Below are 24,000 nucleotides of genomic sequence, written 5' to 3' on the forward strand. Positions count from 1 at the left end.
GACTAAAGAGGCTAGACCCCTGTGGCATTGACGATTCTTGGCCTGTCCGGCGCCCTTAGCCATGATCCTTCCGCAGCCTTGTACATCGACGGCAAGCTGGTCGCGGCGGCTGAGGAAGAGCGCTTCGTACGCGATAAACATGCAAAGAACCGCATGCCCTACGAATCGGCGAAGTTCTGCCTTGAACAGGCAGGCATCAAGCCGTCCGACGTAGACGTGGTCGCGATTCCCTTCGCGCCGATCAGCCTGTTCGGCAAGGCGCGCTGGCACTACGCCAAGCGTTACTGGTACGCCCCGGACCGCGCCCTCGATGCGATCCTGATGGGCAACCGTCGCTACAAGCGCTATCGCAACAAGATTGTCTGGTGCCTCGAGCAACTGGGCTTCGATCCGAAGAAAATCAAGATCGAACCGGTCGAGCATCACCTGGCCCACGCCTCCAGCGCTTACCACTGCTCCGGTTTCAAAGAGAAAACCGCGATCCTCGGGATCGACGGCAAGGGTGAGTACGCCACGACCTTCTTCGGTTACGGCGAAAACGGCAAGATTCACAAGATCAAGGAATTCTTCGATCCGGACTCCCTCGGCGGCCTGTACGGCGCGATCACCGAGTTCCTCGGTTTCGAGATGCTCGACGGCGAGTTCAAGGTCATGGGTATGGCGCCGTACGGCGACGCCAGCAAATACGATTTCTCGCGGCTGGCTTCGTTCGAGAACGGCGAGCTGGTGATCAACACCGACTACGCCAACGTCATCGGCCTGCGTCGTTATAAAGAGAAGGGCAAGGGTTTCTACTTCTCGCCGAAGCTGATCGAGTGGCTGGGTCCGAAGCGCGAAGGCGATATCGCCGACGAGCCGTACATCCACTACGCCGCGAGCATGCAAGCGCTGTTCGAAAAGATTGCGCTGCAGATGATCGACTTCTATCTGGGCGACGTGCTCAAGGAAACTGGCAAGCTGGCCTACGCCGGCGGCTGTGCCTTGAACGTCAAGCTCAACCAGAAAATCATCGCTCGCGATGACGTGAAAGAATTGTTCGTGCAGCCTGCTTCCGGTGATGCCGGGACTGCGGTCGGTGCAGCAGCCTATGTGTCTCACGCCCGTGGCGTGCCGGTCGAGAAGATGGAACACGTCTACCTCGGCCCGTCCTACAGCAACGAAGACGTGGTCGCTGCCTGCGCCCGTCACCCGAGCAAGCCAGTTTGGCGCAAACTCGAGAACATGCCGGAAAACATCGCCAAGATCATGGTCGACGGCAACCCGGTGGCCTGGTTCCAGGGCCGCATGGAGTTCGGTCCGCGGGCCTTGGGCGGTCGTTCGATCATCGGTTGCCCGAGCGCTGTCGGCGTGGCTGACCGGATCAACCACCAGATCAAGTTCCGCGAGCGCTGGAGGCCTTTCTGCCCGTCGATGCTCGACACCGTCGCACCGCAGATGATCAAGATCGATCACCCGGCGCCGTTCATGACCTTCACCTTCGAAGTGGCGGAAGAGTGGAAGACCCGCGTGCCGGAAGTCGTTCACGAAGACGGCACGTCCCGGGCCCAGGTGCTCAAGCGCGAATACAACCCGCGCTACTACGACATGATGAAGGCGCTGGAAGTGCTGACCGGCAACGGCGTGTCGCTGAACACCTCGCTCAACCGTCGTGGCGAGCCGATGATCTGCTCGCCGACCGACGCACTGAACATGTTCTTCGGATCGGATCTACAGTATCTGATCATGGAAGACATCCTGGTGGTCAAAGAGGGCGCCAACGCTTATGACACGCTCGGCTGAACGCCATGTGTTGCAGTTCTGCCACGGCTATGACGGGCCGTTCCTGGACTGCGCCCGGCAGTACGCCAGCCTGTTCGCGGGGACCGGTTATCGGGTGACCACGGTCTTTTTGACCGGGGCCGCCGATAGCGAAGTGGCCGCGAACTGCGCTTCCGATGAAGTGCTGTTCATGGAATACAGCTCCAAGGCCATTCGTGGCCTGAAGCTGGGCGCAATCAGCGATCTGCGCAAGATCGCCGCCTCGCGCAACTTCAGTTTCTGCATTGCTCATCGCTTCAAGCCGATCTACATCGCCTTGCTCGGCACTTCGCTGCCGGTGATCGGTGTGCATCACGCCTTTGGCGATTACAAGCGCGGCACCCGCAAACTGTTCGCGCATATTTTCCGCAAGCGCCTGAGCCTGCTCGGGGTCTCCGATGCGGTGCGTGACGACATGCGCCGCTGCCTGCCGAAATGGCCGGCCGGGCGGATTCAGACGCTGTATAACCGTGTCGATGTGCCGGCGTTGCAAACCAGCCAGGTGTCGGTGCGCGAAGCCCGGGAAACCCTCGGTCTGTCGGCGGATGCGTGGATTGTCGGCAACGTCGGACGGCTGCACCCAGACAAAGACCAGACCACGCTGCTGCACGGATTTGCCGAGGCATTGCCGGGCTTGCCGGGCAACAGTCAACTGGTGATCCTCGGTAGTGGTCGCCTGGAGGAGGACCTCAAGGCCCTGGCCCGGGAGCTCGGTATCGGCGATCGCGTGCTGTTTCTCGGTCAAGTACCGGATGCCCGTCGTTACTTCCGAGCCTTCGATGTGTTTGCCTTGAGTTCTGATCATGAACCGTTCGGCATGGTGCTGCTCGAAGCCATGGCCGCTGGCGTCCCGTTGCTCGCCACCGCGTGCGGTGGGGCCAAGGAGGTCGTCGAAGGCGTGGGCATTCTGTTCCCGTTGGGCGATGCCGAACACCTGGCCCAAGGGCTGCAACACCTGGCCGCGATGGACGACCAGCAACGTCACCAATGTGCGGAGCTGATGCTCGATCGCCTGCGTGAGCGTTTCTCCGACCGCGCGGTACGCGATGCTTTCTGGCATTTGCCGCACGTCACCGAACTGGCACCGAGGGGCTGATGCTCAACCGATTTCAAGGCTGGCGCGAACGGGGCTGGGCGGTGGTCGATGCCTCGACTTATGCACAGGCCTGGCAGCGTTTCGGCGGCAGCGTCGCGACCCATCCCCTGGTAGTTGAACGCCTGGCACAGTTGGCCGAGATCCCGGTGCGTTACCTGGCCTGGGAGCAAAACGGTGAAGTGAAAGCCGCCATCCCGACCTGGGGGCGCGACCTGGCACTGTCCAAAGACGTGCTCAAATGCCGCGGTAAAAAGGGCTTGTTCGACCTCGGCAATGCCGAGTTGATCCTGCCCGCCGCCGCTGATGCCCAGGCGCCTCTGCGCCATCGCGGACGTTATTTGTCGGCGCTCAGTGAAGGCCGTTTCACCGACATCAAGTTGCAGACCGAACAACTGGCCATGGCTCGCACACCCGAAGAGTTGTCGAAGAAGTTTCGCTACAACCAGCGCCGTGAGTTGCGTCTGCTGGAAGAGGCGGGCGGCGTGGTCCGACCGGTCGCCGAGTTCTCCAGCACTGAGCTGGCCGCGATCTACTGCGACCTGTTCCAGCGTCGCTGGGGCTTCCCGGCCACCGGTGCCGAACGCATGGCGGAGGTGATCGAGCTGCTGCAAGACTTGTTGATCGGCTCGGTGATTTTCCTCAACGATGCGCCGATTGCGATTCAACTGGTGTACCGCGTCGAGGCGCCAGAATGGATCAGCGTCGAGTACATCAACGGCGGCGTCGATCCTGAAACGCGCGAATTCAGTCCCGGCAGCGTGCTGAGTTTCCTCAACACCCAAAGTGCCTGGGAACACGCCCGTGCCCTGGGTAAACCCTTGCGGTTTTCCTTCGGCCGCGCCGACCGGGAATATAAGGACCGCTGGTGCAATCCTGTGCCGGTCTTCACTGTGTGAGTGAACCCATGAGCCGCAAACAGCAACTGCTCAAGCGCCATCGGCGCAACAAACGCATCGGCTTGTTGATCGCGCTGGTGCTGTTGATTGCCATCGGCCTGCTGGTGGCCTGGTGGTTGCCGCTGGTGCTGGCGGTGCTGGGCTGGATTGCCCACGAAGCCTGGTTCGCCGATCACCTGTTCTACTCGCCCAAAGACGATTACCAATACAGTTTCCCGCCGTACACCCCGCAGCCCAAGGTGCATCTGGACGGGGAGCGTTTGCGCCTGGACGAAGGCGTGATGCTGGTCGACGACGCAACGCTGGTGTTGGCGCTGCGGGTAAAAAGCACGTGGCTGGGGCGCTTTATCGATCCGGTGGTCGAATTGCTGGGTGGCGAAAATCCGGATCAACAGACGTTTGAGCGCGGTGTGAATGGCCTGCGTTATTTGAACCTCAGCGGTCAGGCGCAAGTGTTGTCGCGGGGCGAGTTGCGGTTGCACGGACGTTTCTGCCGCTTGCTCGGCGAGCCGGTGTTGTGGGCGCTGGAGCAACCGGATTATCGCCGCCAGCGAGTGATGGTGATCGCACCCCATGCCGACGACGCCGAACTGGCCGCCTATGGGTTGTACAGTCAGGCCGATGAGGCCTGGATCGTGACCCTCACCGCCGGTGAAATCGAAGCCGAACATTATCAGCAGATCGGTTTGAGCAAGGTCGAGGCGGCCCGACTCAAGGGCCGTTTGCGCGCCTGGGACAGCATCGCTGTGCCGCGCTGGGCGGGCGTGCCTGAAGCGCATTGCGTGCAGCTGGGATATTTCTGCCTGCAGCTGGCGGCGATGCAGGCTGCACCGACGAAGCCGATGGGTTCCCGTGAAGCCGAGTTGAGCGACACCCGCGTGTATCGCCAGTTGAATCCATTTGCCCTGCCGGGCGACGTCGACGGTGCGCCGACCTGGAACAATCTGCTGGCCGATCTGCGTGAGCTTTTGTTGCGCGCGCGTCCCGAAGTGATCGTGCTGCCACACCCGACGCTCGATCCGCATCCCGATCATCTCTGCGCCCAGCAAGCGGTCCTCGAAGCCTTGAGCGGTCTTGAGTGGCAGCCGACCACCTTGCTCGGCTACGCCAATCATCTGCACGATAACGATCGCTGGCCGATGGGCGATGCGGGGCATGGCATCGCGCTGCCGCCGGCCTTCGACCCGGCGACGCCAATGCAGCCTTGCTGCCTGCCGCTGTCGCTGGACCTTCAACGTGACAAAGCCATGGCGCTGGGCATGATGCACGACCTGCAACCGCCGATGCCGTTCAAGCGACGTTTGCGTCGGTTGATACAACGGTTGCTGGCCCGTAGAGTGCCGCCCCTTTATGGCGAGAACGAATTTTTTCGAAAAGCGGTCAGACGCCATGAATTGTTATGGCTTTTGAAGCATGGAGAAGCACCTCGACAGCAGAAATGAAGCACTTCGCGGCCTAGCATGGCCGCGTCTTTAGCTTCAGCAGTGATACTTCTGTGATCGACCCGTGCCCGCGTATTGTTTTTCTGATTCCATATTTCGGCCAATGGCCGTTCTGGATGCCGTTTTTCCTGGAGAGTTGCCGTCGCAACGCCGATATCGACTGGTTGCTGTTCAGCGATTGCGGCAGGCCTGAGAATCTGCCACCCAACGTCACCGTCGAGTGCATGACGTTCAAAGATTACTGCGGGTTGGTCTCACAACGGCTGGATATCGACTTTGCACCGGATGCGGCTTACAAGCTCTGCGACATCAAGCCGGCGTTGGGGCATATTCATGCCGACCGGTTGCAAGGCTATGATTTCTGGGGGTTCGGCGATATTGATCTGGTGTATGGTGACCTGCGAAGTTATTTCACCCCTGATCGGCTGGCCGGTTATGACCTGTTCTCGACTCACGAGCGACGAGTAGCAGGGCATCTCTGCCTGATGCGCAACAACGCCCGCAAGCGTGAGTTGTTCATGCAGATGAAGAATTGGCGAAAGCGCTTCACCGATCAGGAGCATCATGCGCTGGACGAGGGCGCATTCAGCCGGATCTTCCTCTGGCGCAAGAATTTCCCCGAGCCGTTGTTCACCTTGGTGGGCAAGCTCAATCCGTGGCGTCGGCGCAGCGAGTTCACCGAAGCGTTCAGCACGCCGGGTGGCTGCATCAAGTGGCACGACGGCACGGATGATTTTCCGCATCACTGGTATTGGCGTAATGGCTGTTTGAGTAATGATCGCGATGGCGATCGCCGGTTTCCGTACTTCCACTTCGTTTGCTGGAAACGCAACGAGTGGTCACGGTTGCCTCCACCCGATCCAGCCGAGGTCAGGCGTATCGCCGCCGAACCGGCCTGGGTCATCGATGCGACAGGTTTTCACCGAGGAGCGTTATGAGTCAACGGTCAAAGGTTCTGCAATTGCAGCCTGACTACAATGTCAAAGCCCATGATTTTGCCGACCTCGCGGAGCAGATCGTCAAGGCGCTGCCAAATGATCGCTACGAAGTCACTGCAGCGTTCCTGCGGGGCAAGCCCGGGCCGGGCGAGGCTGTGAGCCGGGCCGACCGTTCGGTGTATTTCGAGTTTTCCGACAAGTCTCTCAAGGGCATGCGCCTGCGCGCGATGTGGACGTTGTACAAGTTTTGCCGTGCGGAAAAGTTCGATGTGGTGATTTGTAATCGCTTCAAGCCAGTGAACATGATGCTGACGCTCAACCGCTGGTTGAAGGTGCCGCTGTGCATCGGCATTTCCCACGGTTTTGGCGAGTACGACCGGTTTTACCGGCGCCGCCAGACCCAGCGTCTGATCGATCGTCACTGGCGCTTCGTCGGCGTGTCGCCGGCGGTCAAACAGTACCTGCTGGATTGCGACTGCGGTTTCACTGACCAGAATACCTACGCCATTACCAATGCCATCGACATCGAGCAGGCGGAAGGCTTGCAGCACAGCCGCGAGCGCGCCCGCGAATTGTTGGGTATCGATCCGTCGGTGCGCTTGATCGGGGCGCTGGGTCGCCTGGTGCCGGTCAAGGGCCACACCTATCTGTTGCAGGCGTTTGCCGCCCTCAAGGACAAATACCCGAACACCCAGTTGGCGATCATCGGTGCCGGTCGCGAAGAGTCGCGCCTGAAAGCCGAGATCGAAAGCCTGGGGCTGACCGGTCGCGCACACCTGCTGGGCTTCAAGGAAATTGCCTTGCAGTACATCCGCGCGTTCGACGTCTGGACCATGCCGTCCCTGGCTGAAGGCCTGGGACTGGCGCTGCTCGAAGGCATGAGCGGTCATCTGCCGGTGATCGCCTCCAACGTGCCGGCCATGCTGCCGCTGATCGAAGGTGCGGGCGGGCTGGCGATTACGCCGAAGGATGTGCCGAGCCTGGTCGCGGCGCTGGATAATTACCTCGGGCTGTCGGATGACGAGCTCAAGGCCAAGGGCGAGCAGTCCTTCCGTTATCTCCAGAAAGAACATGACATCGAGGTGTTCCGTCAGGAATACCTGAACCTGATCGACTCCGGCCTGGAACAGGCCCGCAAGGAACAACCATGAGCGACGCGCAACCTCTCGTCACTGTCATCATCGCGTCGTATAACCACGCACCCTACATTGAGGAAAGCATTCTCAGCGTCCTCGACCAGACCTATCCGAACATCGAGTTGCTGGTGGTCGATGATGGTTCAAAGGACGACAGCGTTGAGCGCATCAAGGCATTGCAGGAGAAGCACGGTTTTGATTTCCGGGTTCAACAGAACCAGGGGCTGACCAACACTCTCAATGCTGCCATTGCCCGTTCAAAGGGCAGCCTGATCGCTCCATTCGGTTCTGACGACATCATGCTGCCGGAGCGCATTGCGACGCAGGTGGCGTACATGGATGGCAAGCCCGAGGTCGGTATCTGCGCCGGCAACATCGAGCTGATCGACGCCGACGGCAATCTGTATCCCGAGAAGCGTCAACGCCGTGATGTGCCGTTCCGTCGTCTGGATTTCGATGACATGTTCCTGGAGCGCAAACCCTATCCACCTGCGCCAACCCTGATGATCCGCCGGGAAGCGCTGGACAAGGTGGGTGGATTCGATCCGAACATTCGCCTGGAAGACTTGCTGATCGAGCTGAAGGTGACGCGTGCCGGTTACTTTATCGATGGCCTGAATGTGCTGATGGCGCGCTATCGCAAGCACGCCACCAACTCTTACAAGAACCACCGTTTCATGGTCGATAACATCCTGCGCTCCTACGCGCTGTTCAGCGATCATCCGCTGTACGACGAGGTGCGTTACAAGTTCCTCAGTTCGATGTTCCTCAAGACCGCCAACCGTGATCGCAAGCTGGCCCGCGAGCTGCTGGCGCAGATCCCGTTCAAGGCCTGGAACAAAAAGACCTGGCGTGGTCTGGGGCGACTGTACTTCTCGCCGCTGGAAAAAGACTAAGGCCTAACGCGATCGGTGTAGCAGCTGGCGCAGCCTGCGTTCGGCTGCGCAGCAGTCGTAAACCCTGAGTGCACGGTCTTCCTGATACACCGCGTGCTCTGGTTTTACGACTGCTGCGCAGCCGAACGCAGGCTGCGCCAGCTGCTACATAGGGCGTTATCAGCTTCAGTTCAGCGAGCGATCTTCTCCGCCAGGCCCTTGTCGGCCTTTTTGCCCTGGCGCAGCCGCTGCAAGACTTTCTGGCCCGCCGCCATGCCCGGTTTCTCTATGTACAAGAACGTCAGGCTGCTGATGACGATCAGCAGGCACGTGCACACGGCAATGAGCGACAGATAGGTCCAGGTGTCACGAGCGTCCAGGTGCAGCACCAGCGGCAGGCGTTGCACCATCACCCAAAGCACGAAACCGTGCAGTAAATAGGTGCTGTAGCTGATTTCCCCAAGCCAGCGGATGCTGCGCGGTTTGAGTGCGCCGAACAGGGTGTTTCCGGAGGCCACGATGACAAAAAACAAGGAAAGCAGCAGCAGTGGCAACAGGTTGAACGCGCGGTTGAATGCCGTAAATGCAATCGCCACCGCCAGCAACGCGATAATCCCCGCCAGTCGCGTCTGACCCCAGGTCTTCAAGTGTGGCCGGCGTATCCAGTACGCCGCACCAATGCCGCCCAGGAAGCTCGCCAGAAAGTGCTTCTTCAGCGAGTGTTCCCAGCCGACCAATTGGTACAGAGCGTAAATGCCGATCAGGCACAGCACCACTTGCAGCCAGCTGCCGCGATAGATGAAGACCATGCCGGCCAATGGCAACGCCAGATAGAAAAACACCTCGTAGCCCAACGTCCAGGTGACGTTGGAGATCAGCATGCCGGTCTGGTGGTACTGGTTGACGTCCGGCCGGTCGAAGGTCAGCCATGCCAGAATCTGCCCGGCCAGGCGGATGCCGGGCTCCTTGAGTTCCCAGTTCTGCAGATAGAACACCGTGACAAATACAATCAGCATCAACGGCAAGTACAAAGGATAGAGGCGGAACACCCGGGAAACGGCGAAGGCCAGCCAGTCGTGTTGACGTCCCTGGGTGAGCAATCGGTTCCAGAACAGGAAGCCGGTGATCATGAAAAACAGCGCGACGCTGCCTTGACCAAGCTGTGAGTAGAAATTGCTCGGCGGAAATTCGATAACGCCGGTGCGCAGGAAGATCCAGGTAATGACCGAATGGTGCACGAACACACCAAACGCCAGATAGCCACGCAGCCCATCAATGCTGGCATAGCGGCTTTCGCCGGAATGCTCCAGGTGCCGGGCGATTTTCGGAACGGCGCGCAACAACAGGGCGGCGGTCACGATGGCCAGCAGGTAGGCTGCCAGCGCAATGAACGGGTTGGTTTCAGTCATCAATGAGCCCGGGCCGGGGAACTCCCGGCCAGTACTTGCCTGTGCAGGTTATCGACAGCGGATTTCGACGCCGTCATGGCGTATCCCTGGAGCAGCGCTTCGAAATGGTCTTCGAACAACCAGCGCTTATCCACCGTGTAGCGCTGCATATGGCGCAGATTACGCTTACGCAGGGACAGACTCAGCGAGGAAGGATAGATGCGCAAGTCGGCCACATCGATCAGGCCGAACTCGCCATCCTCCAACACCAGCACGTTACCCAGATGCAGCGAGCGGAAATAGACACCTTGCTCATGCAGTTGAGCCATGAACTTGCCGAAACGCTCCACCAGCGCCTGACGCACTGCTGGCGCGGTAATGCCTTGCAGCACCTGGCGCAGCGTGTTGCCTGGCAGTGGAGAATAGTGCACGGCGCTGCTGCCATCGTCGAGCCGGTACAGGTCAAGGATCTGCGGCGTTGGAATACCCAGGTCGCGCAGTTGAATGCTGTTAGTGGCGAAACGCTCGGAATACGGATTGAAGCTGCCCGAGGTGTACCAGCGACGGCGGCGGAACAGCTTGAGGAAGCTGCCATCGACCAGACGCAGCACTTTGGGGCCCAGGCCATCCTCTTCAATCACCTGCGCATTGGCAGTCATCGTGTGCATGACGGTCGAGTTCAGTGACTTGACCGGCATTGCCAATAAACGTTTGGCACGCTGGTTAATGCTTAGCGCGGCGATCAGCGCCAGCGGAATCCACAGCAGGAACCAGTGTTCTTTCGGTCGGGAAATGATCCCGCCACCTTCGGTCAAACCTGCGCCGATGCCGAATATCAGCCAGGTGGACGCAATGATGAACAGCGGTTGCACGCGATTGCGCCAGCTGCTCAACAATCCCCAAGCCTGGAAAAACAACCACGGCAACAAACCGAAAATACCGACGTAATAGAGCACGCCCAAGGCAAAACTGTGCGGCTCCTGCAAAGAGTAGCCAATGCCGGGGTCGAGGGTCAGATCGGCGTTGTAGCCATGACCGATCCATGGGTGGTCGGCAATTTTTTGCAGGGCCAATTGCCAGATTTCGATGCGATAGGAATCGCCGCGTTCGATGATCATATGTGAAAACAGTACCGCCACGGCCGCACTGCTGACGATCAGGGCACCCAACAACACAACGGAGCGTCGGTTCCAGCAGATGAAACCCAGCCATAGCGCAGCCAGTGTCAGGGCAACCAGAGGGGTTCTGGAGCCGGTGGCGATCACGGCAGCGAACATGATGGCCATTGCGGGGATGCTCAGCCAGAGCATCTGCCGGCGCTTGCAGCTCATGCTCAGGCTCAGCCAGTAAGCACAGAAAAAGCCGTACATGTGGGAGGCAAGCAGCGGGTTATCGAACGCACCGCCGCCGATGAGCCGTAAGTTTGGCTCGTAAATGCGGGCGTACATGAACAGGTTAACGACCGTACCGATCAGCCCGACCATCGCTGCGCTGAACAGCAAAGGCTGGACGATTTCGCTGCGATAACGCACCAGCAAGTAACAGCCGGCGAACAGCAACAGCGTATGGAGCGGTGGTTTGAACTGGGCGGCAATGCGGTCGCTGCCAGGCCCCCAGCACAAACTGAGCAGCGCCCAGGCGGCAAACAGTAGCACCGCAATGAAGATCGGCTCTCGGAGCAACTCCTTGAGCTCGCGAGGGCGCAGGCAAAGTGCAATCAGCGACGGAATGCTGAACAGGCCATAAAAAAGCTTGTGATGCAGACTTCGACCCGGCAGGAAAAACAACGCGCACAGGAGCAAGAGATAGCCGAGTGGAAGAATCCAGAGGCAAATGAAATCGAAGACTCGATTGGACACGCTATTGAAACCGCTGAGTTGCATGCTGAGAGATTCAATCCTGAAGTTGGTCGGCCATTTTGGGGTGATGGCTATTTGATGCTTAATCTGACGCGTAACAATAACAGCCTTTATGCGATTGCCAGAACCCTGAGGAAGCTGTGCTAAAGTCAGCGTCCTTTTTATCGACATTCGCGTGATATGACCGACTCCAGTCTCTCCGCAAGCCCTTCGAGCTTGAAAATCTACTTCCGCCTGCTCGGCTATGTCCGGCCCTACATCAGTCTGTTTCTGATCAGCATCGTCGGATTTCTGATTTTCGCTTCGACGCAGCCAATGCTCGGCTACATCCTCAAGTACTTCGTCGACGGCTTGTCCAACCCCGAGGCGGTGCTGTTTCCAACCGTGCCTTACCTGCGTGACCTGCAACTGCTGCAGGCGGTGCCGCTGCTGATCATCCTGATCGCCGCGTGGCAGGGGCTGGGATCTTATCTGGGCAACTACTTTCTGGCCAAGGTTTCCCTCGGGCTGGTGCATGATTTGCGTGTGCAGTTGTTCAACAACCTGCTGGTTTTGCCTAATCGGTATTTCGACAAGCATAACTCGGGTCATCTGATTTCGCGTATCACCTTCAACGTGACGATGGTCACCGGGGCGGCCACAGATGCGATCAAGGTCGTAATCCGTGAAGGCATGACAGTGATCTTCCTGTTCGCCTCGCTGCTGTTCATGAACTGGAAGCTGACCCTGGTGATGGTTGCGATCCTGCCGTTGATCGCCGTGATGGTACGTACCGCCAGCAAGAAATTCCGCAAGCAGAGCAAGAAAATCCAGCTGGCCATGGGCGATGTGACGCATGTGGCGTCGGAAACCATCCAGGGTTATCGCGTGGTGCGCAGCTTCGGCGGCGAAGTCTACGAAGAAAAACGCTTCTACGATGCCAGTCAGGGCAACACCGACAAACAACTGCGCATGACCCGTACCGGCGCCATCTACACGCCGTTGCTGCAACTGGTGATCTACAGCGCCATGGCGGTGCTGATGTTCCTGGTGTTGTACCTGCGCGGCGATGCGTCGGCCGGTGACATGGTCGCCTACATCACCCTGGCCGGCCTGCTGCCCAAGCCGATCCGTCAATTGTCCGAAGTCAGCTCGACCATCCAGAAAGGTGTGGCCGGTGCCGAGAGCATCTTCGAGCAACTGGACGTCGCGCCTGAAATCGATACGGGCACCGTCGAGCGCGATGCCGTCAGTGGTCGTCTGGACGTGCGCAACTTGAGCTTCACCTACCCCGACACCGATCGCCAGGTCCTCGACGACATCAGTTTCTCGGTCGAGCCGGGGCAAATGGTCGCGCTGGTCGGGCGTTCGGGCAGCGGCAAGTCGACGCTGGCCAACCTGATTCCGCGCTTCTATCACCACGATAAGGGCGAGATCCTGATCGATGGCGTTGAAGTGGAGCAGTACAAACTGCTGAACCTGCGCAAGCACATCGCCCAGGTGACCCAGCACGTGACCCTGTTCAGCGACACCGTGGCCAACAACATCGCCTACGGCGACTTGGCTGGCGCACCCCGTGAAGACATCGAAAAAGCGGCGAGAGACGCTTATGCGATGGACTTCATCGAGCAGTTGCCCGAAGGCCTGGACACCCAAGTCGGCGAGAACGGGGTGTTGCTGTCCGGCGGTCAGCGCCAGCGTCTGGCGATTGCACGGGCCCTGTTGAAGAACGCTCCGTTGCTGATTCTCGACGAGGCCACTTCAGCCCTCGATACCGAGTCCGAGCGGCATATTCAGGCCGCACTGGACCAGGTCATGAAAGGCCGGACCACCCTGGTGATCGCTCACCGGTTGTCGACCATCGAGAAGGCGGACCTGATTCTGGTCATGGACCAGGGGCGGATCGTCGAGCGCGGCACCCATGCCGAACTCCTGGCGCACAACGGTTACTACGCCCGGCTGAATGCCATGGGCCTGGACGCCCCGGCGGAAGACATCGCCTGACCTTTGTTCACCGGGCGTGCAATGCGCCCGGTGATTTGTATCAAGTCCCTTACCCTTCTTGACCAAACCTGAATAAAACTGCGCACCCTGCTTGTTAAGGTTCCTGAACGAACTTTGACTTCAATCGAGAGGGCCATCCCTTTCGCGCGGGTGCTGCCATGTTGCAACGTTATCTCTGGAAACTCCTGCCCAAACCGCAACGTGCCTTCCTGTTGGGGCGTCTGTCGGTGGTGGACCGTCAGGTGGTGAACAAGTCTATGTCGGCCAATCTGCGTTTTCCCCTAGCCTTCGAGCAACGTTCCTGCCTGTTCATCCACGTCCCCAAGTGTGCCGGAAGCAGCGTCTGTGCGGCGCTGTTCGATGACTGGAGCCCGGGACATTTGCCGTTGTACTGGTACGAGCAGCAATTCCCCGAGCAGTTCGCCGCCAGTTTCAAATTCGCTTTCGTTCGCGATCCTTTGGAAAGGGCTTACTCGGCCTACGCTTTTCTGCGGAGCAACGAGTTGGGGCGGCGCGATCACGCGGCGCAGAAACTGGTCAGCCACTACCGCGACTTCGACGACTTTGTCGGGCGCTGGCTGCACCCGGAAACGATCCAGCGGCAACTGCATTTCGCCGCGCAAACGGATTTCCTCACTGATTCCCTGGGGCGCCTTGCCTTGGACTTCATGGGATACCAGGAACATCTGGAGCGGGATTTCCAGCTGGCCTGCGAACAGTTGGGCCACTCGGCGGTGCTGCCGCACGTCAACAGTTCCCGGCAGCGGCAGACAATGCAGGCCCGCGACTTCTGCTCGGTTCGTACCCGTCGGCTCGTGCGGCGCGCGTACCAGCGTGATTACGAGATGCTCGGTTATGAATGAGGCGCTGTCGATGCCGGTTTGCGCGATCAGACCCTATGCTTTGTCGCTGCCGAATGAAGCCAGGGCCTCGATCAAATCCCAACGACCGCGTTGCCTCTGGCTGACGGGGTTGTCCGGGGCGGGCAAATCGACGTTGGCCAATGCCCTTGAGGTGCTGCTCAATCAGCACGGGCTGCACACATTTCTTCTCGATGGCGACAACCTGCGCGATGGGCTGTGCCGTGATCTGGGAATGGGAGCGGACTGCCGCCGGGAAAACATCCGGCGCATGGCCGAGGTGGCGCGGCTGATGGTCGATGCCGGTCTGATTGTGATCGTTGCGGCGATCTCTCCCTTTCGCGCCGAGCGTGAGGCCGCACGCCGGTTGTTCGCCGAGGGCGATTTCATTGAAGTGTATGTCAGCACGCCGTTCGCGGTGTGTGCGCAACGCGACCCGAAAGGTTTGTATCAAGCGGCACGGGAGGGGCGCATCAAGGACTTCACTGGCATCGACAGCCCATACGAGGCGCCGCTGTCGGCCGAATGCGAGATCGATACCGAGGAGCTGGACCTGGCAGACGCTTGCCTTCGGCTAACGGCATTTTTGCTCAATAAATGAACAGTTTTGCCCGGCGAATCATCCCGTTGCAGCCGTCGCACAAGCCAGCGCCAACCCTGTGGTAATATCGCGCCCCTGTTCATTTTGTATGTGGGTTGCTCCATGAAGTTGTCCATGCCGCGATTCGATCAAGCCCCTGTCTTGGTGGTCGGCGATGTCATGCTCGACCGTTACTGGCATGGTGGTACCTCACGGATTTCCCCTGAGGCGCCGGTACCGGTCGTCAAGGTCGAGCAAATCGAGGACCGCCCGGGCGGTGCCGCCAACGTTGCGTTGAACATTGCCGCCCTCGGCGCACCAGCCTCGCTGGTCGGCGTGACCGGCGATGATGAAGCTGCCGACAGCCTGGCCAACAGCCTCAAGGGCGCTGGCGTGCGCGCGTTGTTCCAGCGCATCGCGCACCAGCCGACCATCGTCAAGCTGCGGGTCATGAGTCGTCACCAGCAACTGCTGCGTATCGACTTCGAAGAACCCTTCGCCACTGACGCCCTCGCGCTTGGCGAGCAAGTCGACGAACTGCTCGAAGGCATCAAGGTGCTGGTGCTGTCCGACTACGGCAAAGGCGCGCTGAAAAACCATCAGGTGCTGATCCAGGCCGCCCGTGCCCGTGGCATTCCGGTGCTGGCCGATCCAAAAGGCAAGGATTTCTCGATTTATCGTGGTGCAAGCCTGATCACGCCGAACCTCAGCGAGTTCGAAACCATCGTCGGCGGCTGCGCCGATGAGCACGAACTGGTGAGCAAGGGCGCGCAGTTGATGCACGACCTCGACCTCGGCGCGTTGCTGGTGACCCGTGGCGAACACGGCATGACTTTGCTGCGCCCGGATCATCCGGCGCTGCACCTGCCTGCCCGTGCACGTGAAGTGTTCGACGTGACCGGTGCTGGCGACACGGTGATTTCCACCTTGGCGGCGGCGATTGCCGCAGGCGAAGAACTGCCCCACGCGGTGGCCCTGGCGAACCTGGCGGCGGGCATCGTCGTCGGCAAACTCGGTACGGCAGCGATCAGCGCCCCGGAACTGCGTCGTGCCATCCAGCGTGAAGAAGGCTCCGAGCGCGGTGTGCTGGGCCTTGAGCAGTTGTTGCTGGCGGTCGACGATGCGCGTGCGCATAAAGAGAAGATTGTCTTCACCAACGGCTGCTTCGACATCCTGCACGCCGGCCATGTGACCTACCTCGAGCAGGCGCGCGCCCAAGGAGATCGACTGATTGTCGCGGTCAACGACGATGCGTCGGTCAGCCGCCTGAAAGGGCCGGGTCGTCCGATCAACAGCGTCGACCGTCGCATGGCTGTATTGGCGGGTCTGGGTGCTGTGGATTGGGTCATCAGCTTCCCTGAAGGCACGCCGGAAAACCTGCTGCGCGAGGTCAAGCCGGACGTGCTGGTCAAGGGCGGGGATTACGGGATAGACCAAGTGGTCGGCGCGGACATCGTCACCGCTTATGGCGGGACCGTGAAAGTGCTGGGGCTGGTGGCAAACAGCTCGACCACCGCAATAGTCGAGAAAATCCGCAAGTCTGAGTGATGCCATAAAAGATCGCAGCCTCGTTTAACTCGACAGCTCCTACAGGGAATCGGATCTCATGTAGGAGCTGTCGAGTGAAACGAGGCTGCGATTTCTTGCTTCTAAGAGCTGACTTTCTTGCGCGGCACAATTTTCTTCAGCAGTAGCTTCGCCTTCCCACGCAACCGCGCTAAACCGGAATCCTTCCCCGGCAAGCTCAACCCCTGCTGCCGTACCCAATCCTTCCAGCGAATCCGTTCATCGCGCACCAGCCAGCCTTCCTGCTGGGAAAAGCTCTCCGCCAGATACAACCCGCGCGTACTCGCCGGGTACAGCTGATCCTTTTTCAAGGTGTACAGCTCGGCCATCGGCTGGCCGTCCTGCAGTGGCATCAAATACAGATCGGGGCGTTTGCGATCGAGCCGGGCCACCAGTTGATCGCCTTCCAGCCGCTCATCGACATGAAACAGGCTCAGGGACTTGGCTTCCTTGGGCACGTCCAGGCGCAAGTCATAGATCAATTGCAGTGACGCCGTTGGCAAATGCACGTAAGCCCGCGGACGTTCGATCAACTGCATCTTGGCGCAACGCACGGGCCGCGCGGAACCGGACAATGGCGTCAGGCGAAAGGGCAGCGCCTCGCGATAATGCAGCGCGGACGAGTAGGGCGCCGGCAGCCAAGTGTCATTGAAACGTCCGCCGAGCCAGCCTTCCGGGGTTTCCAGCAGGCACTCTTCGGCAATTTCCTGGATCGCCGTGTGCAGCGGCAGGTTCAGCTCGTGGGCCGGCACGTAACCGGAGATCAGCTTGAGCACCACATCGCCGCGGTCTTGGCGGCGCTGACGCACCAACACCCAGTAATCGCGATTCTGCCAATGCAGGGTCAGGCGCACCGAGACCCCGAGGTTGGCCAGTTCCAGGGCGAAGCGCTCAGTGTCGGGCACCGTCACCGGGCGGCGACGTTGCAGGGTCTGGGAGAAATTGAGCGGCATCCCGACGCTCTGGTAACTCAAGCCTTCGGGAGTCGCTTCGACGTACAACGGCAGGGTCTTGAAGTTGCTCGGGTTCTTTCTTATGAGCGTACGCGGCATGTCGGCTCCTGCTTAAGGCCGCGTGGGCGGCATCAGTTTCTACGTAGGACCTGGGCAACGGTCGCGACGTTATGGGCGAGGTGCAGCGGATTGATGGTCCCGACAATAGCACTGGCAACGCCCGGATGTTCAAACAACAACTCGAAGCTGGCGCGCACCGGGTCCACACCCGGACTCAGGCAGACGTGACCGCTGGCGAGGGCTTTCTTGACCAGAATGGCTTTACCGTGAGCAGCAGCATAGTCAATGACCGGCTTCTCGCTCTGTTCGTTCAGATTGTAGGTGACCATGGCGCAATCACCTTGTTCTAGAGCCTTCAAACCGCCTTCGACGGTTTTACCGGAAAAACCGAAGCCGCGGATCTTGCCTTCGGCCTTGAGCGCGGCGAGGGTCGCGTAGACCTCGCTGTCATTGAGGATCGCCAGGTCGTTGCCGTCGGAGTGCACCAGCACCAGGTCGATAACATCCGTTTCCAGGCGTTGCAGGCTGCGCTCCACTGAACGTCGGGTGTGGGCGGCGCTGAAATCGTGGCTCGACTGGCCGTCGGCAAACTCTTCGCCGACCTTGCTGACGATCACCCACTCCTGACGCTGCCCTCGCAGCAATGGGCCGAGGCGCTCTTCGCTGCGGCCATAAGCCGGGGCGGTGTCGATCAGGTTGATGCCCATGTCACGTGCGAGTTTGAGCAGCATGCGTGCTTCGTCGTCGCCGGGAATCTGGAAGCCGTTGGGGTATTTCACCCCTTGATCGCGGCCCAGTTTTACCGTGCCCAGGCCCAGAGGCGAAACCAGCAGGCCAGTGCTACCCAGGGGGCGATGCAGGTCGTGCAGGGTCTTTACGCTCATGGCAGCAGTTGCTCCCAGGCCGGAATGCAAATAGGTGGTTTTGGCAGATCGGGCAACGGCGCCGGATGGCTTGGCTGGATGCCGTCGCGCTGCAAAGACGTGATAACCCGGTCGGCAAAGTCCGGCGCCAGCGCCAGTTTGGTCGGCCAACCGACCAGCAGCCGGCCTTCTTCGGCAAGGAATGCATTGTCGGGACGGGTCAGTCCCGATTGCAGCGGTTCGGCGCGATCCACGCGCAAAGTCGCCCATTGCGCGGTGCTCAGGTCGATCCATGGCAGCAGCTGGCCGAGTTCTTTCTGCGCGATGGCGATTTGCTCGGCCGGTTCGCGGGCAACCCCTTCGGCTTCGGCGATATCGCCGCCCATGTACCAGACCCATTGGCCATCGGCAGCAGGATGGGTGGTCACGGTCAGGCGCGGTTTGGTGCCGCTGCCCAGGCAGTGCGCGTACAGCGGTTTGAGACCTGGGCCTTTGGCGATGATCATGTGCAATGGCCGGCGCTGCATGGCCGGCTGGCTCAACCCCAGGGCTTCGAGCAGCGCCGCTGTGCCGGCACCGGCGCTGAGCACGATGCGCTGGGCGCGGATCTCGCGCTCGTCGACCTTCAGGCCCACCAGCACGCCGCCTTCCAGCAACGGTTCGATCGTCTGACCGGCGAGCAGGCCATCACCGGCCAGATCGGCCAGGCGCTGAATCAGGCTCGGCACGTCGATCACCAGTTCTGCCAATCGGTAAACCTTGCCCTTGAAGCGCTTGTCCTGCAGGGCCGGCGGCAGTTGGTCGCCCTTGACCTGATCGACACGGCCGCGCACCGCTTTGCTGGCGAAGAAGCTGGTGAGGTTGCCGGCGATCGTGCCCGGGGACCAGAGGTAATGCGCTTCGGACAGCAGGCGCACGCCGGACAAATCCAGCTCGCCGTCGCCAGCCAACGCTTCACGCCAGCGGCGCGGCATGTCGGCGATGGCTTCCGAGGCGCCGGTCAGGGCGCCATGCAGCGCGTACTTGGCGCCGCCGTGGATGATGCCCTGGGACTTCACACTCTGCCCGCCGCCCAGGCTGGCGCTTTCCACCAGCACGGTCGAAAAACCCTGGCGGCGCAGGCGCGCATTCAGCCAGAGGCCGGCGACACCAGCGCCGACAATCAGAACGTCGGTGGAAATAACGGATGGCATGCAGCGACCTCAGTGTTCAAGACGAGGGCGCAGTATACAGACTCGAAGATTGGAGGTTTTATTGCTGATCAACAGAGGCTATACGCAGGACCTGTGGCGAGGGAGCTTGCTCCCGTTGGGTCGCGAAGCGGCCCCAAAATCTAACGATGCGGTTATTCAGATAAACCGCATCAGGCTATTTACGACTGCTTCGCAGCCGAGCGGGAGCAAGCTCCCTCGCCACAGGGGATTGGTGGTGCCAGTTAGTGCCCCGCGGTTTTGGAGAAGAGCTGGATGACCACGACACCCAGCACGATGAGCGCCATTCCGAGCATCGCAGGCACATCCAGTTTCTGCCCATAGATAAACAGCGCCGCGACGCTGACCATCACAATCCCCATGCCCGCCCATACCGCGTAAGCCACACCCACCGGAACGCTGCGCACCACCAGGGTCAGCATCCAGAAGGCAATCCCGTAACCGACAATCACCAGAATCAGCGGCAGCGGGGTGCTGAAGCCTTTGACGGCTTTCATCGAAACGGTCGCGATCACTTCGGCGCAGATGGCAATGGCCAGGTAGTAGTAAGCGGTCATAGGTGCATCCTCATGTGAAGTGTTGCTCTCTGAGGTCGGCATTTTAGAGATTCTCCAGATGCGGTAAAGTCATTACCTATCTGTTTTGAAGATGGGTTGTCTCATGAGTACGCAATGGAATCTGGAACAGCTGCGCTTGTTTGTCAGCGTAGCGGAGCAGCGTTCGTTTTCCGCCGTGGCGCGGGATCAGCGCAAGGCGCAGTCGGCGGTCAGCAGTTCGATTGCGCTGCTGGAGGAGGACCTCGGCGTCTGCCTGTTCGATCGCAGCAGCGGTCGTCAGCCGAAACTCACCGAGGCCGGCAATGCCTTGCTGGAAGAAGCACGCGAGGTCTTGCGCCAGTGCGAACGCCTGAATGGTCGGGCGCTGGCGATGATGCGCGGGCAGGAAGCGCGTTTGCGCGTGGCTCAGGATGAGGCGATGCCCTATCAGCCGATCATCGAAAGCTTCGAGGCCCTGGCAGAGAAATTTCCCAGCCTCGAAGTGCAGCTGACCAGCGCCGCCCAAGGTGATGTGGCGCGCAAACTGGTGGAGCGTCGGGCTGATCTGGGATTGCTGTTTTACCACGACCAGATTCCCGAAGCGCTTGAGCGCCGGGTGCTGGGCAGCGTCGAGATGGTCACTGTGTGCGGCGTCGGTCATCCGCTGGCGAAACAGGCACAGGTTGATTGTCAGCAACTGGCGCAGCATCGCCAGTTGCTGATGTCCACGCAATCCAGTGTCTACCCCGGCAGCGAGCCGGCCAGCCCGCAGGTCTGGCGGGCCGACAGTTTCTACGTGATGGCTGAATGGCTGGTGCGCGGCCTCGGTTGGGCCTGGCTGCCGCGCCACGTGGTGCAATACCCGGCGTATCAGGATTTGATGATCGAACTGGACAGCGAGTGGACCCCGCCGGCGCTGGTCGTGGAACTGGTCTGGCGCCGCGACGAACCCCTTGGCCCGGCGGCTCGCTGGTTGGCTGAACGTTTTGCCGTGCATTTGCAGGCGATCGGTGAAAAAACCGATAAACTCCGCCGCCATGAATAGAACTCTCTACACCGCGCTGTTTTACCTGGGGCTGCCATTGGTAGCGATTCGGCTGTGGCTGCGTTCGCGCAAGGCGCCAGCGTATGCCAAACGCATTGGCGAACGTTTTTCCCTTGGCTTGCCGGTGATGAAACCGGGCGGCATTTGGGTGCACGCGGTATCCGTGGGCGAGAGCATTGCCGCAGCGCCGATGATTCGCGCCTTGCTACAACGTTATCCACAGCTGCCGATTACCGTGACCTGCATGACCCCGACCGGGTCGGAGCGCATCCACGCACTGTTTGCCAACGAGCCGCGCATCCAGCACTGCTATTTGCCTTACGACTTGCCGTGTGCGGCGGCGCGGTTTCTTGAGCGCGTCCAGCCGAAACTGGCGGTGATCATGGAGACCGAACTGTGGCCGAACCACATCCATCAGTGCGCCAAACGCGGGATTCCGGTGGCGTTGGCCAATGCACGACTGTCCGAGCGCTCGGCCAAGGGCTATGGCCGCTTCTGCAAACTCACCCAGCCGATGCTGGCCGAGATGAGCCTGTTCGCAGTGCAGACCGAAGCCGAGGCCCAGCGCTTCCGTGACTTGGGTGCGCGTACGGACACTGTCGAAGTGACTGGCTCGATCAAGTTCGACCTGACCATCGACCCTGCATTGCTTCAGCGCGCCACCGAGTTGCGTGCGCAATGGCAGGCGCAGGAACGCCCGGTGTGGATCGCCGCGAGCACTCACGAAGGCGAAGACGAAGTGGTGCTGGCGGCTCATCGTCAGTTGCTGGCCAATCATCCTGATGCCTTGCTGATTCTGGTGCCGCGTCATCCGGAGCGTTTCAACTCGGTATTCGCGTTGTGCCAGCAGCAGGGTTTCGCCACGGTGCGTCGTTCTTCCGGCGAGCCGGTCACGGCAAATACTTCGGTGCTGCTGGGCGACACCATGGGCGAGTTGCTGTTTCTTTACGCCCTGGCGGACAGCGCATTTGTCGGCGGCAGCCTGGTGCCGAACGGCGGGCATAACCTGCTGGAACCGGCGGCGCTGGCCAAACCGGTACTGAGCGGCCCGCACCTGTTCAACTTCCTCGAAATCGCCGCGCAATTGCGCAGCGCCGGGGCGTTGCAGGAAGTGGAAGATGCCGAAGGCCTGGCGCTAGCGGTGCAGCGGCTGTTCGAATTGCCGCGCGATGCGCAGCGGATGGCGGAAGCAGGGTTGAAAGTGATGCGCACCAATCAGGGCGCGTTGCAGCGGTTGCTGGATGGGTTGGGGCGGTTGATCAACTGACTGACTCCTGTGGCGAGGGAGCAAGCTCCCTCGCCACAGAACTGCTGTCTATTGCGTTGGATTAGCCTTCAACTGCGCCGCCGCAGCCTTGGCCAGATCCGGCGGCAAGAAGTCCTTGTCCGGGTTGTAGTCGGCCTTGAGATAACGCGCCAGGTCCTGCAAATCCCCCGGGTTCAACGTGCCGGCGGCCTGCTTCAGGCGCAGGTTGTCGAGGATGTAGTCGTAGCGCGTGTTGTTGTAGTTGCGCACTGAGGTGTACAGCTGGCGCTGGGCGTCCAGCACATCGACGATGTTTCGTGTGCCCACCTGATAACCGATTTCGGTCGCTTCCACCGCGCTCTGGTTGGAGATGATCGACTGCTTGCGCGCCTGCACCTGTTCAACGTCAGTGTTCACCGCGCGATGCAGGTTACGGGTGTTTTCCACCACCTGGCGACGCAGGGATTCACGCTGCTGCTCGGACTGATCCAGCTGTGCATACGATTGGCGCACCTGGGAGTTGATCAGGCCACCGCTGTAGATCGGGATGTTCAGTTGCAGGCCCACCGTCGTTTGCTCGACGTTGCCACCATAAGGTTGGCCAAAGGCATTCGGGTTGCTGAAGCCCAAGGCGTCGTTGTCACCTTTCTCGTACTTGGCCACGGCGTCGACGGTGGGCGCGTGTCCAGCCTTGCGCTGCTTGAGCGTTTCCTCGGCAGCACTGACGGCGTAGTTGCTGGCCAGCAGGTTGAGGTTCTGTCTCGCCGCCGTGTCGACCCAGGACTTGGCGTCGTTCGGCGCCGGCGGCAGGATCGGCAGGGTGTGGACGATGCCCTGGATCGAGTTGTACTGACGGTTGGTCAGGGTGATCAGCGCTTCGAACGCGTCATCCACCTGGCGCTGGGCGACGATCCGGTTGGCCCGTGCAGTGTCGTAGCTGGCTTGCGATTGCAGCACATCGGTCTTGTCCGACAAGCCGACATCGAAGCGTTCGTTGGACTGATCGAGCTGGCGTTTGAACGCGGCTTCTTCGGCCTTGGTCGAGGCCAGGTTGTCCTGGCTGCGCAGCACGTTGAAGTAGCTTTCGGCGGTTTGCAGGATCAGGTTCTGTTCAGTTGCCGAGAGTTGCAACGCGGCCTGTTCGTTGACGTCCTTCGCGGCCTGGAACTGGAACCAGCGGTCGGCACGGAACAGCGGTTGAGCCAACGTCGCTTGATAGGAATGAGCGTTACGGTTGGCGGTGGCCGAAGGCTGATCGATCGAGGTGCGCACGTTGGCGAGTTCGGCACCGCCCGAGAGATTGGGCAGGAGCCCGGCGCGGGCCTGGGGCACCACTTCTTTCTGGGCGCCATATTGGGCGCGGGCGGCGGCCAGGTCGGCGTTATTGTCCACCGCTTCCTGGTAGACGCTGACCAGATCGGTCTTGGTCGATAAGGGCGCTTCTGCTGCCCAGGCCATTCCATTGGACGCACAAGACACGGCAAGGGCCAGTGAGAGTTTGCGCAGCATGAGGCCATCCCTAAAAATTACGCTGATAATTTGAGCGCCAAGGCTACGGCGCGGCCCATACAGCGTCAAGGCGCAGCATGGCTTGGCGAGTGTAGTTGTCGCCACGCACGGCAACAATCCTGTAATTGCGCCATTCATCATGGTGTTTACCGCGGTGTTGG

20 protein-coding genes are annotated in these 24,000 nt (G+C 60.4%); 13 read left to right on the plus strand and 7 right to left on the minus strand.

The features are described from left to right. Window positions 1-21: 21 nt before the first annotated feature. From ACA060_RS02265 to ACA060_RS02295, 7 genes are read left to right on the plus strand one after another with little or no spacing between them, the layout of a single operon-like run. Window positions 22-1,779, plus strand: a complete 1,758-nt coding sequence (locus ACA060_RS02265; RefSeq protein ID WP_131058761.1) for a carbamoyltransferase family protein — start codon at window positions 22-24, stop codon at window positions 1,777-1,779. Further along, window positions 1,763-2,893, plus strand: coding sequence for a glycosyltransferase (locus ACA060_RS02270; RefSeq protein ID WP_077747654.1), 1,131 nt, complete (start codon window positions 1,763-1,765; stop codon window positions 2,891-2,893). The genes ACA060_RS02265 and ACA060_RS02270 overlap by 17 nt, the downstream gene beginning before the upstream one ends. Next, window positions 2,893-3,789, plus strand: a complete 897-nt coding sequence (locus tag ACA060_RS02275) for an antimicrobial resistance protein Mig-14 (RefSeq protein WP_497315150.1) — start codon at window positions 2,893-2,895, stop codon at window positions 3,787-3,789. Before ACA060_RS02270 ends, ACA060_RS02275 begins: the two co-directional genes overlap by 1 nt. 8 nt (window positions 3,790-3,797) lie before the next feature. Continuing rightward, complete coding sequence (locus tag ACA060_RS02280; RefSeq protein WP_497315152.1) at window positions 3,798-5,231, plus strand: PIG-L deacetylase family protein; 1,434 nt, start codon at window positions 3,798-3,800, stop codon at window positions 5,229-5,231. 53 nt (window positions 5,232-5,284) lie between these two features. Continuing rightward, window positions 5,285-6,169, plus strand: a complete 885-nt coding sequence (locus ACA060_RS02285) for a DUF6625 family protein (RefSeq protein WP_497315154.1) — start codon at window positions 5,285-5,287, stop codon at window positions 6,167-6,169. Further along, window positions 6,166-7,320, plus strand: coding sequence for a glycosyltransferase family 4 protein (locus ACA060_RS02290; RefSeq protein WP_497315156.1), 1,155 nt, complete (start codon window positions 6,166-6,168; stop codon window positions 7,318-7,320). The genes ACA060_RS02285 and ACA060_RS02290 overlap by 4 nt, the downstream gene beginning before the upstream one ends. Further along, on the plus strand, window positions 7,317-8,201 hold the full coding sequence (locus ACA060_RS02295; RefSeq protein WP_497315158.1) for a glycosyltransferase: 885 nt from the start codon (window positions 7,317-7,319) through the stop codon (window positions 8,199-8,201). Before ACA060_RS02290 ends, ACA060_RS02295 begins: the two co-directional genes overlap by 4 nt. 170 nt (window positions 8,202-8,371) lie before the next feature. Here ACA060_RS02295 and ACA060_RS02300 read toward each other — a convergent pair whose 3' ends face one another. Beyond that, window positions 8,372-9,589 carry an acyltransferase family protein gene (locus ACA060_RS02300; RefSeq protein ID WP_497315160.1) on the minus strand — a complete coding sequence of 406 codons (1,218 nt, stop codon included), beginning with the start codon at window positions 9,587-9,589 and terminating at the stop codon, window positions 8,372-8,374. After that, entirely contained in the window at window positions 9,589-11,451 is a 1,863-nt protein-coding gene (locus ACA060_RS02305) for an O-antigen ligase family protein (RefSeq protein WP_497315162.1), read from the minus strand. The genes ACA060_RS02300 and ACA060_RS02305 overlap by 1 nt, the downstream gene beginning before the upstream one ends. A 156-nt stretch (window positions 11,452-11,607) precedes the next feature. Here ACA060_RS02305 and msbA point away from each other — a divergent pair, with 156 nt between their 5' ends. From msbA to hldE, 4 genes are all read left to right on the plus strand, one after another. Beyond that, entirely contained in the window at window positions 11,608-13,410 is a 1,803-nt protein-coding gene (gene msbA / locus ACA060_RS02310) for a lipid A export permease/ATP-binding protein MsbA (protein WP_109627670.1), read from the plus strand. A gap of 158 nt (window positions 13,411-13,568) precedes the next feature. Beyond that, on the plus strand, window positions 13,569-14,273 hold the full coding sequence (locus ACA060_RS02315; protein WP_497315164.1) for a sulfotransferase family 2 domain-containing protein: 705 nt from the start codon (window positions 13,569-13,571) through the stop codon (window positions 14,271-14,273). Next, window positions 14,266-14,871 (plus strand): adenylyl-sulfate kinase, encoded by a 606-nt coding sequence (gene cysC / locus ACA060_RS02320; protein WP_497315166.1) that lies wholly within the window; start codon window positions 14,266-14,268, stop codon window positions 14,869-14,871. The genes ACA060_RS02315 and cysC overlap by 8 nt, the downstream gene beginning before the upstream one ends. Before the next feature lie 102 nt (window positions 14,872-14,973). Then, window positions 14,974-16,398, plus strand: a complete 1,425-nt coding sequence (gene hldE, locus ACA060_RS02325; protein ID WP_131058771.1) for a bifunctional D-glycero-beta-D-manno-heptose-7-phosphate kinase/D-glycero-beta-D-manno-heptose 1-phosphate adenylyltransferase HldE — start codon at window positions 14,974-14,976, stop codon at window positions 16,396-16,398. 101 nt (window positions 16,399-16,499) lie between these two features. Here the strand turns inward: hldE and ACA060_RS02330 are convergent, their stop codons facing one another. From ACA060_RS02330 to ACA060_RS02345, 4 genes are all read right to left on the minus strand, one after another. Beyond that, a complete protein-coding gene (locus ACA060_RS02330; RefSeq protein ID WP_497315168.1) occupies window positions 16,500-17,468 on the minus strand; it encodes a metal ABC transporter ATPase in 969 nt (322 codons plus the stop codon). 32 nt (window positions 17,469-17,500) lie between these two features. After that, complete coding sequence (locus tag ACA060_RS02335) at window positions 17,501-18,313, minus strand: aldo/keto reductase (RefSeq protein WP_497315170.1); 813 nt, start codon at window positions 18,311-18,313, stop codon at window positions 17,501-17,503. Then, window positions 18,310-19,485: an NAD(P)/FAD-dependent oxidoreductase gene (locus ACA060_RS02340; RefSeq protein WP_497315172.1), complete on the minus strand. Its 1,176-nt coding sequence runs from the start codon at window positions 19,483-19,485 to the stop codon at window positions 18,310-18,312. Before ACA060_RS02340 ends, ACA060_RS02335 begins: the two co-directional genes overlap by 4 nt. Before the next feature lie 242 nt (window positions 19,486-19,727). Next, window positions 19,728-20,060: a DMT family transporter gene (locus ACA060_RS02345; RefSeq protein ID WP_008027887.1), complete on the minus strand. Its 333-nt coding sequence runs from the start codon at window positions 20,058-20,060 to the stop codon at window positions 19,728-19,730. A gap of 103 nt (window positions 20,061-20,163) precedes the next feature. On the opposite strand from ACA060_RS02345, the gene ACA060_RS02350 reads away from it, so the two are divergent. Together ACA060_RS02350 and waaA are read left to right on the plus strand one after the other, a co-directional pair. Beyond that, window positions 20,164-21,084: a LysR family transcriptional regulator gene (locus ACA060_RS02350; protein WP_497315174.1), complete on the plus strand. Its 921-nt coding sequence runs from the start codon at window positions 20,164-20,166 to the stop codon at window positions 21,082-21,084. After that, window positions 21,077-22,351 (plus strand): lipid IV(A) 3-deoxy-D-manno-octulosonic acid transferase, encoded by a 1,275-nt coding sequence (waaA, locus tag ACA060_RS02355; protein ID WP_497315176.1) that lies wholly within the window; start codon window positions 21,077-21,079, stop codon window positions 22,349-22,351. Before ACA060_RS02350 ends, waaA begins: the two co-directional genes overlap by 8 nt. Before the next feature lie 48 nt (window positions 22,352-22,399). Here the strand turns inward: waaA and ACA060_RS02360 are convergent, their stop codons facing one another. After that, window positions 22,400-23,839, minus strand: a complete 1,440-nt coding sequence (locus ACA060_RS02360; RefSeq protein WP_109627676.1) for a TolC family outer membrane protein — start codon at window positions 23,837-23,839, stop codon at window positions 22,400-22,402. Window positions 23,840-24,000 lie beyond the last annotated feature (161 nt).

This window comes from Pseudomonas sp. LBUM1671 (assembly GCF_059695685.1).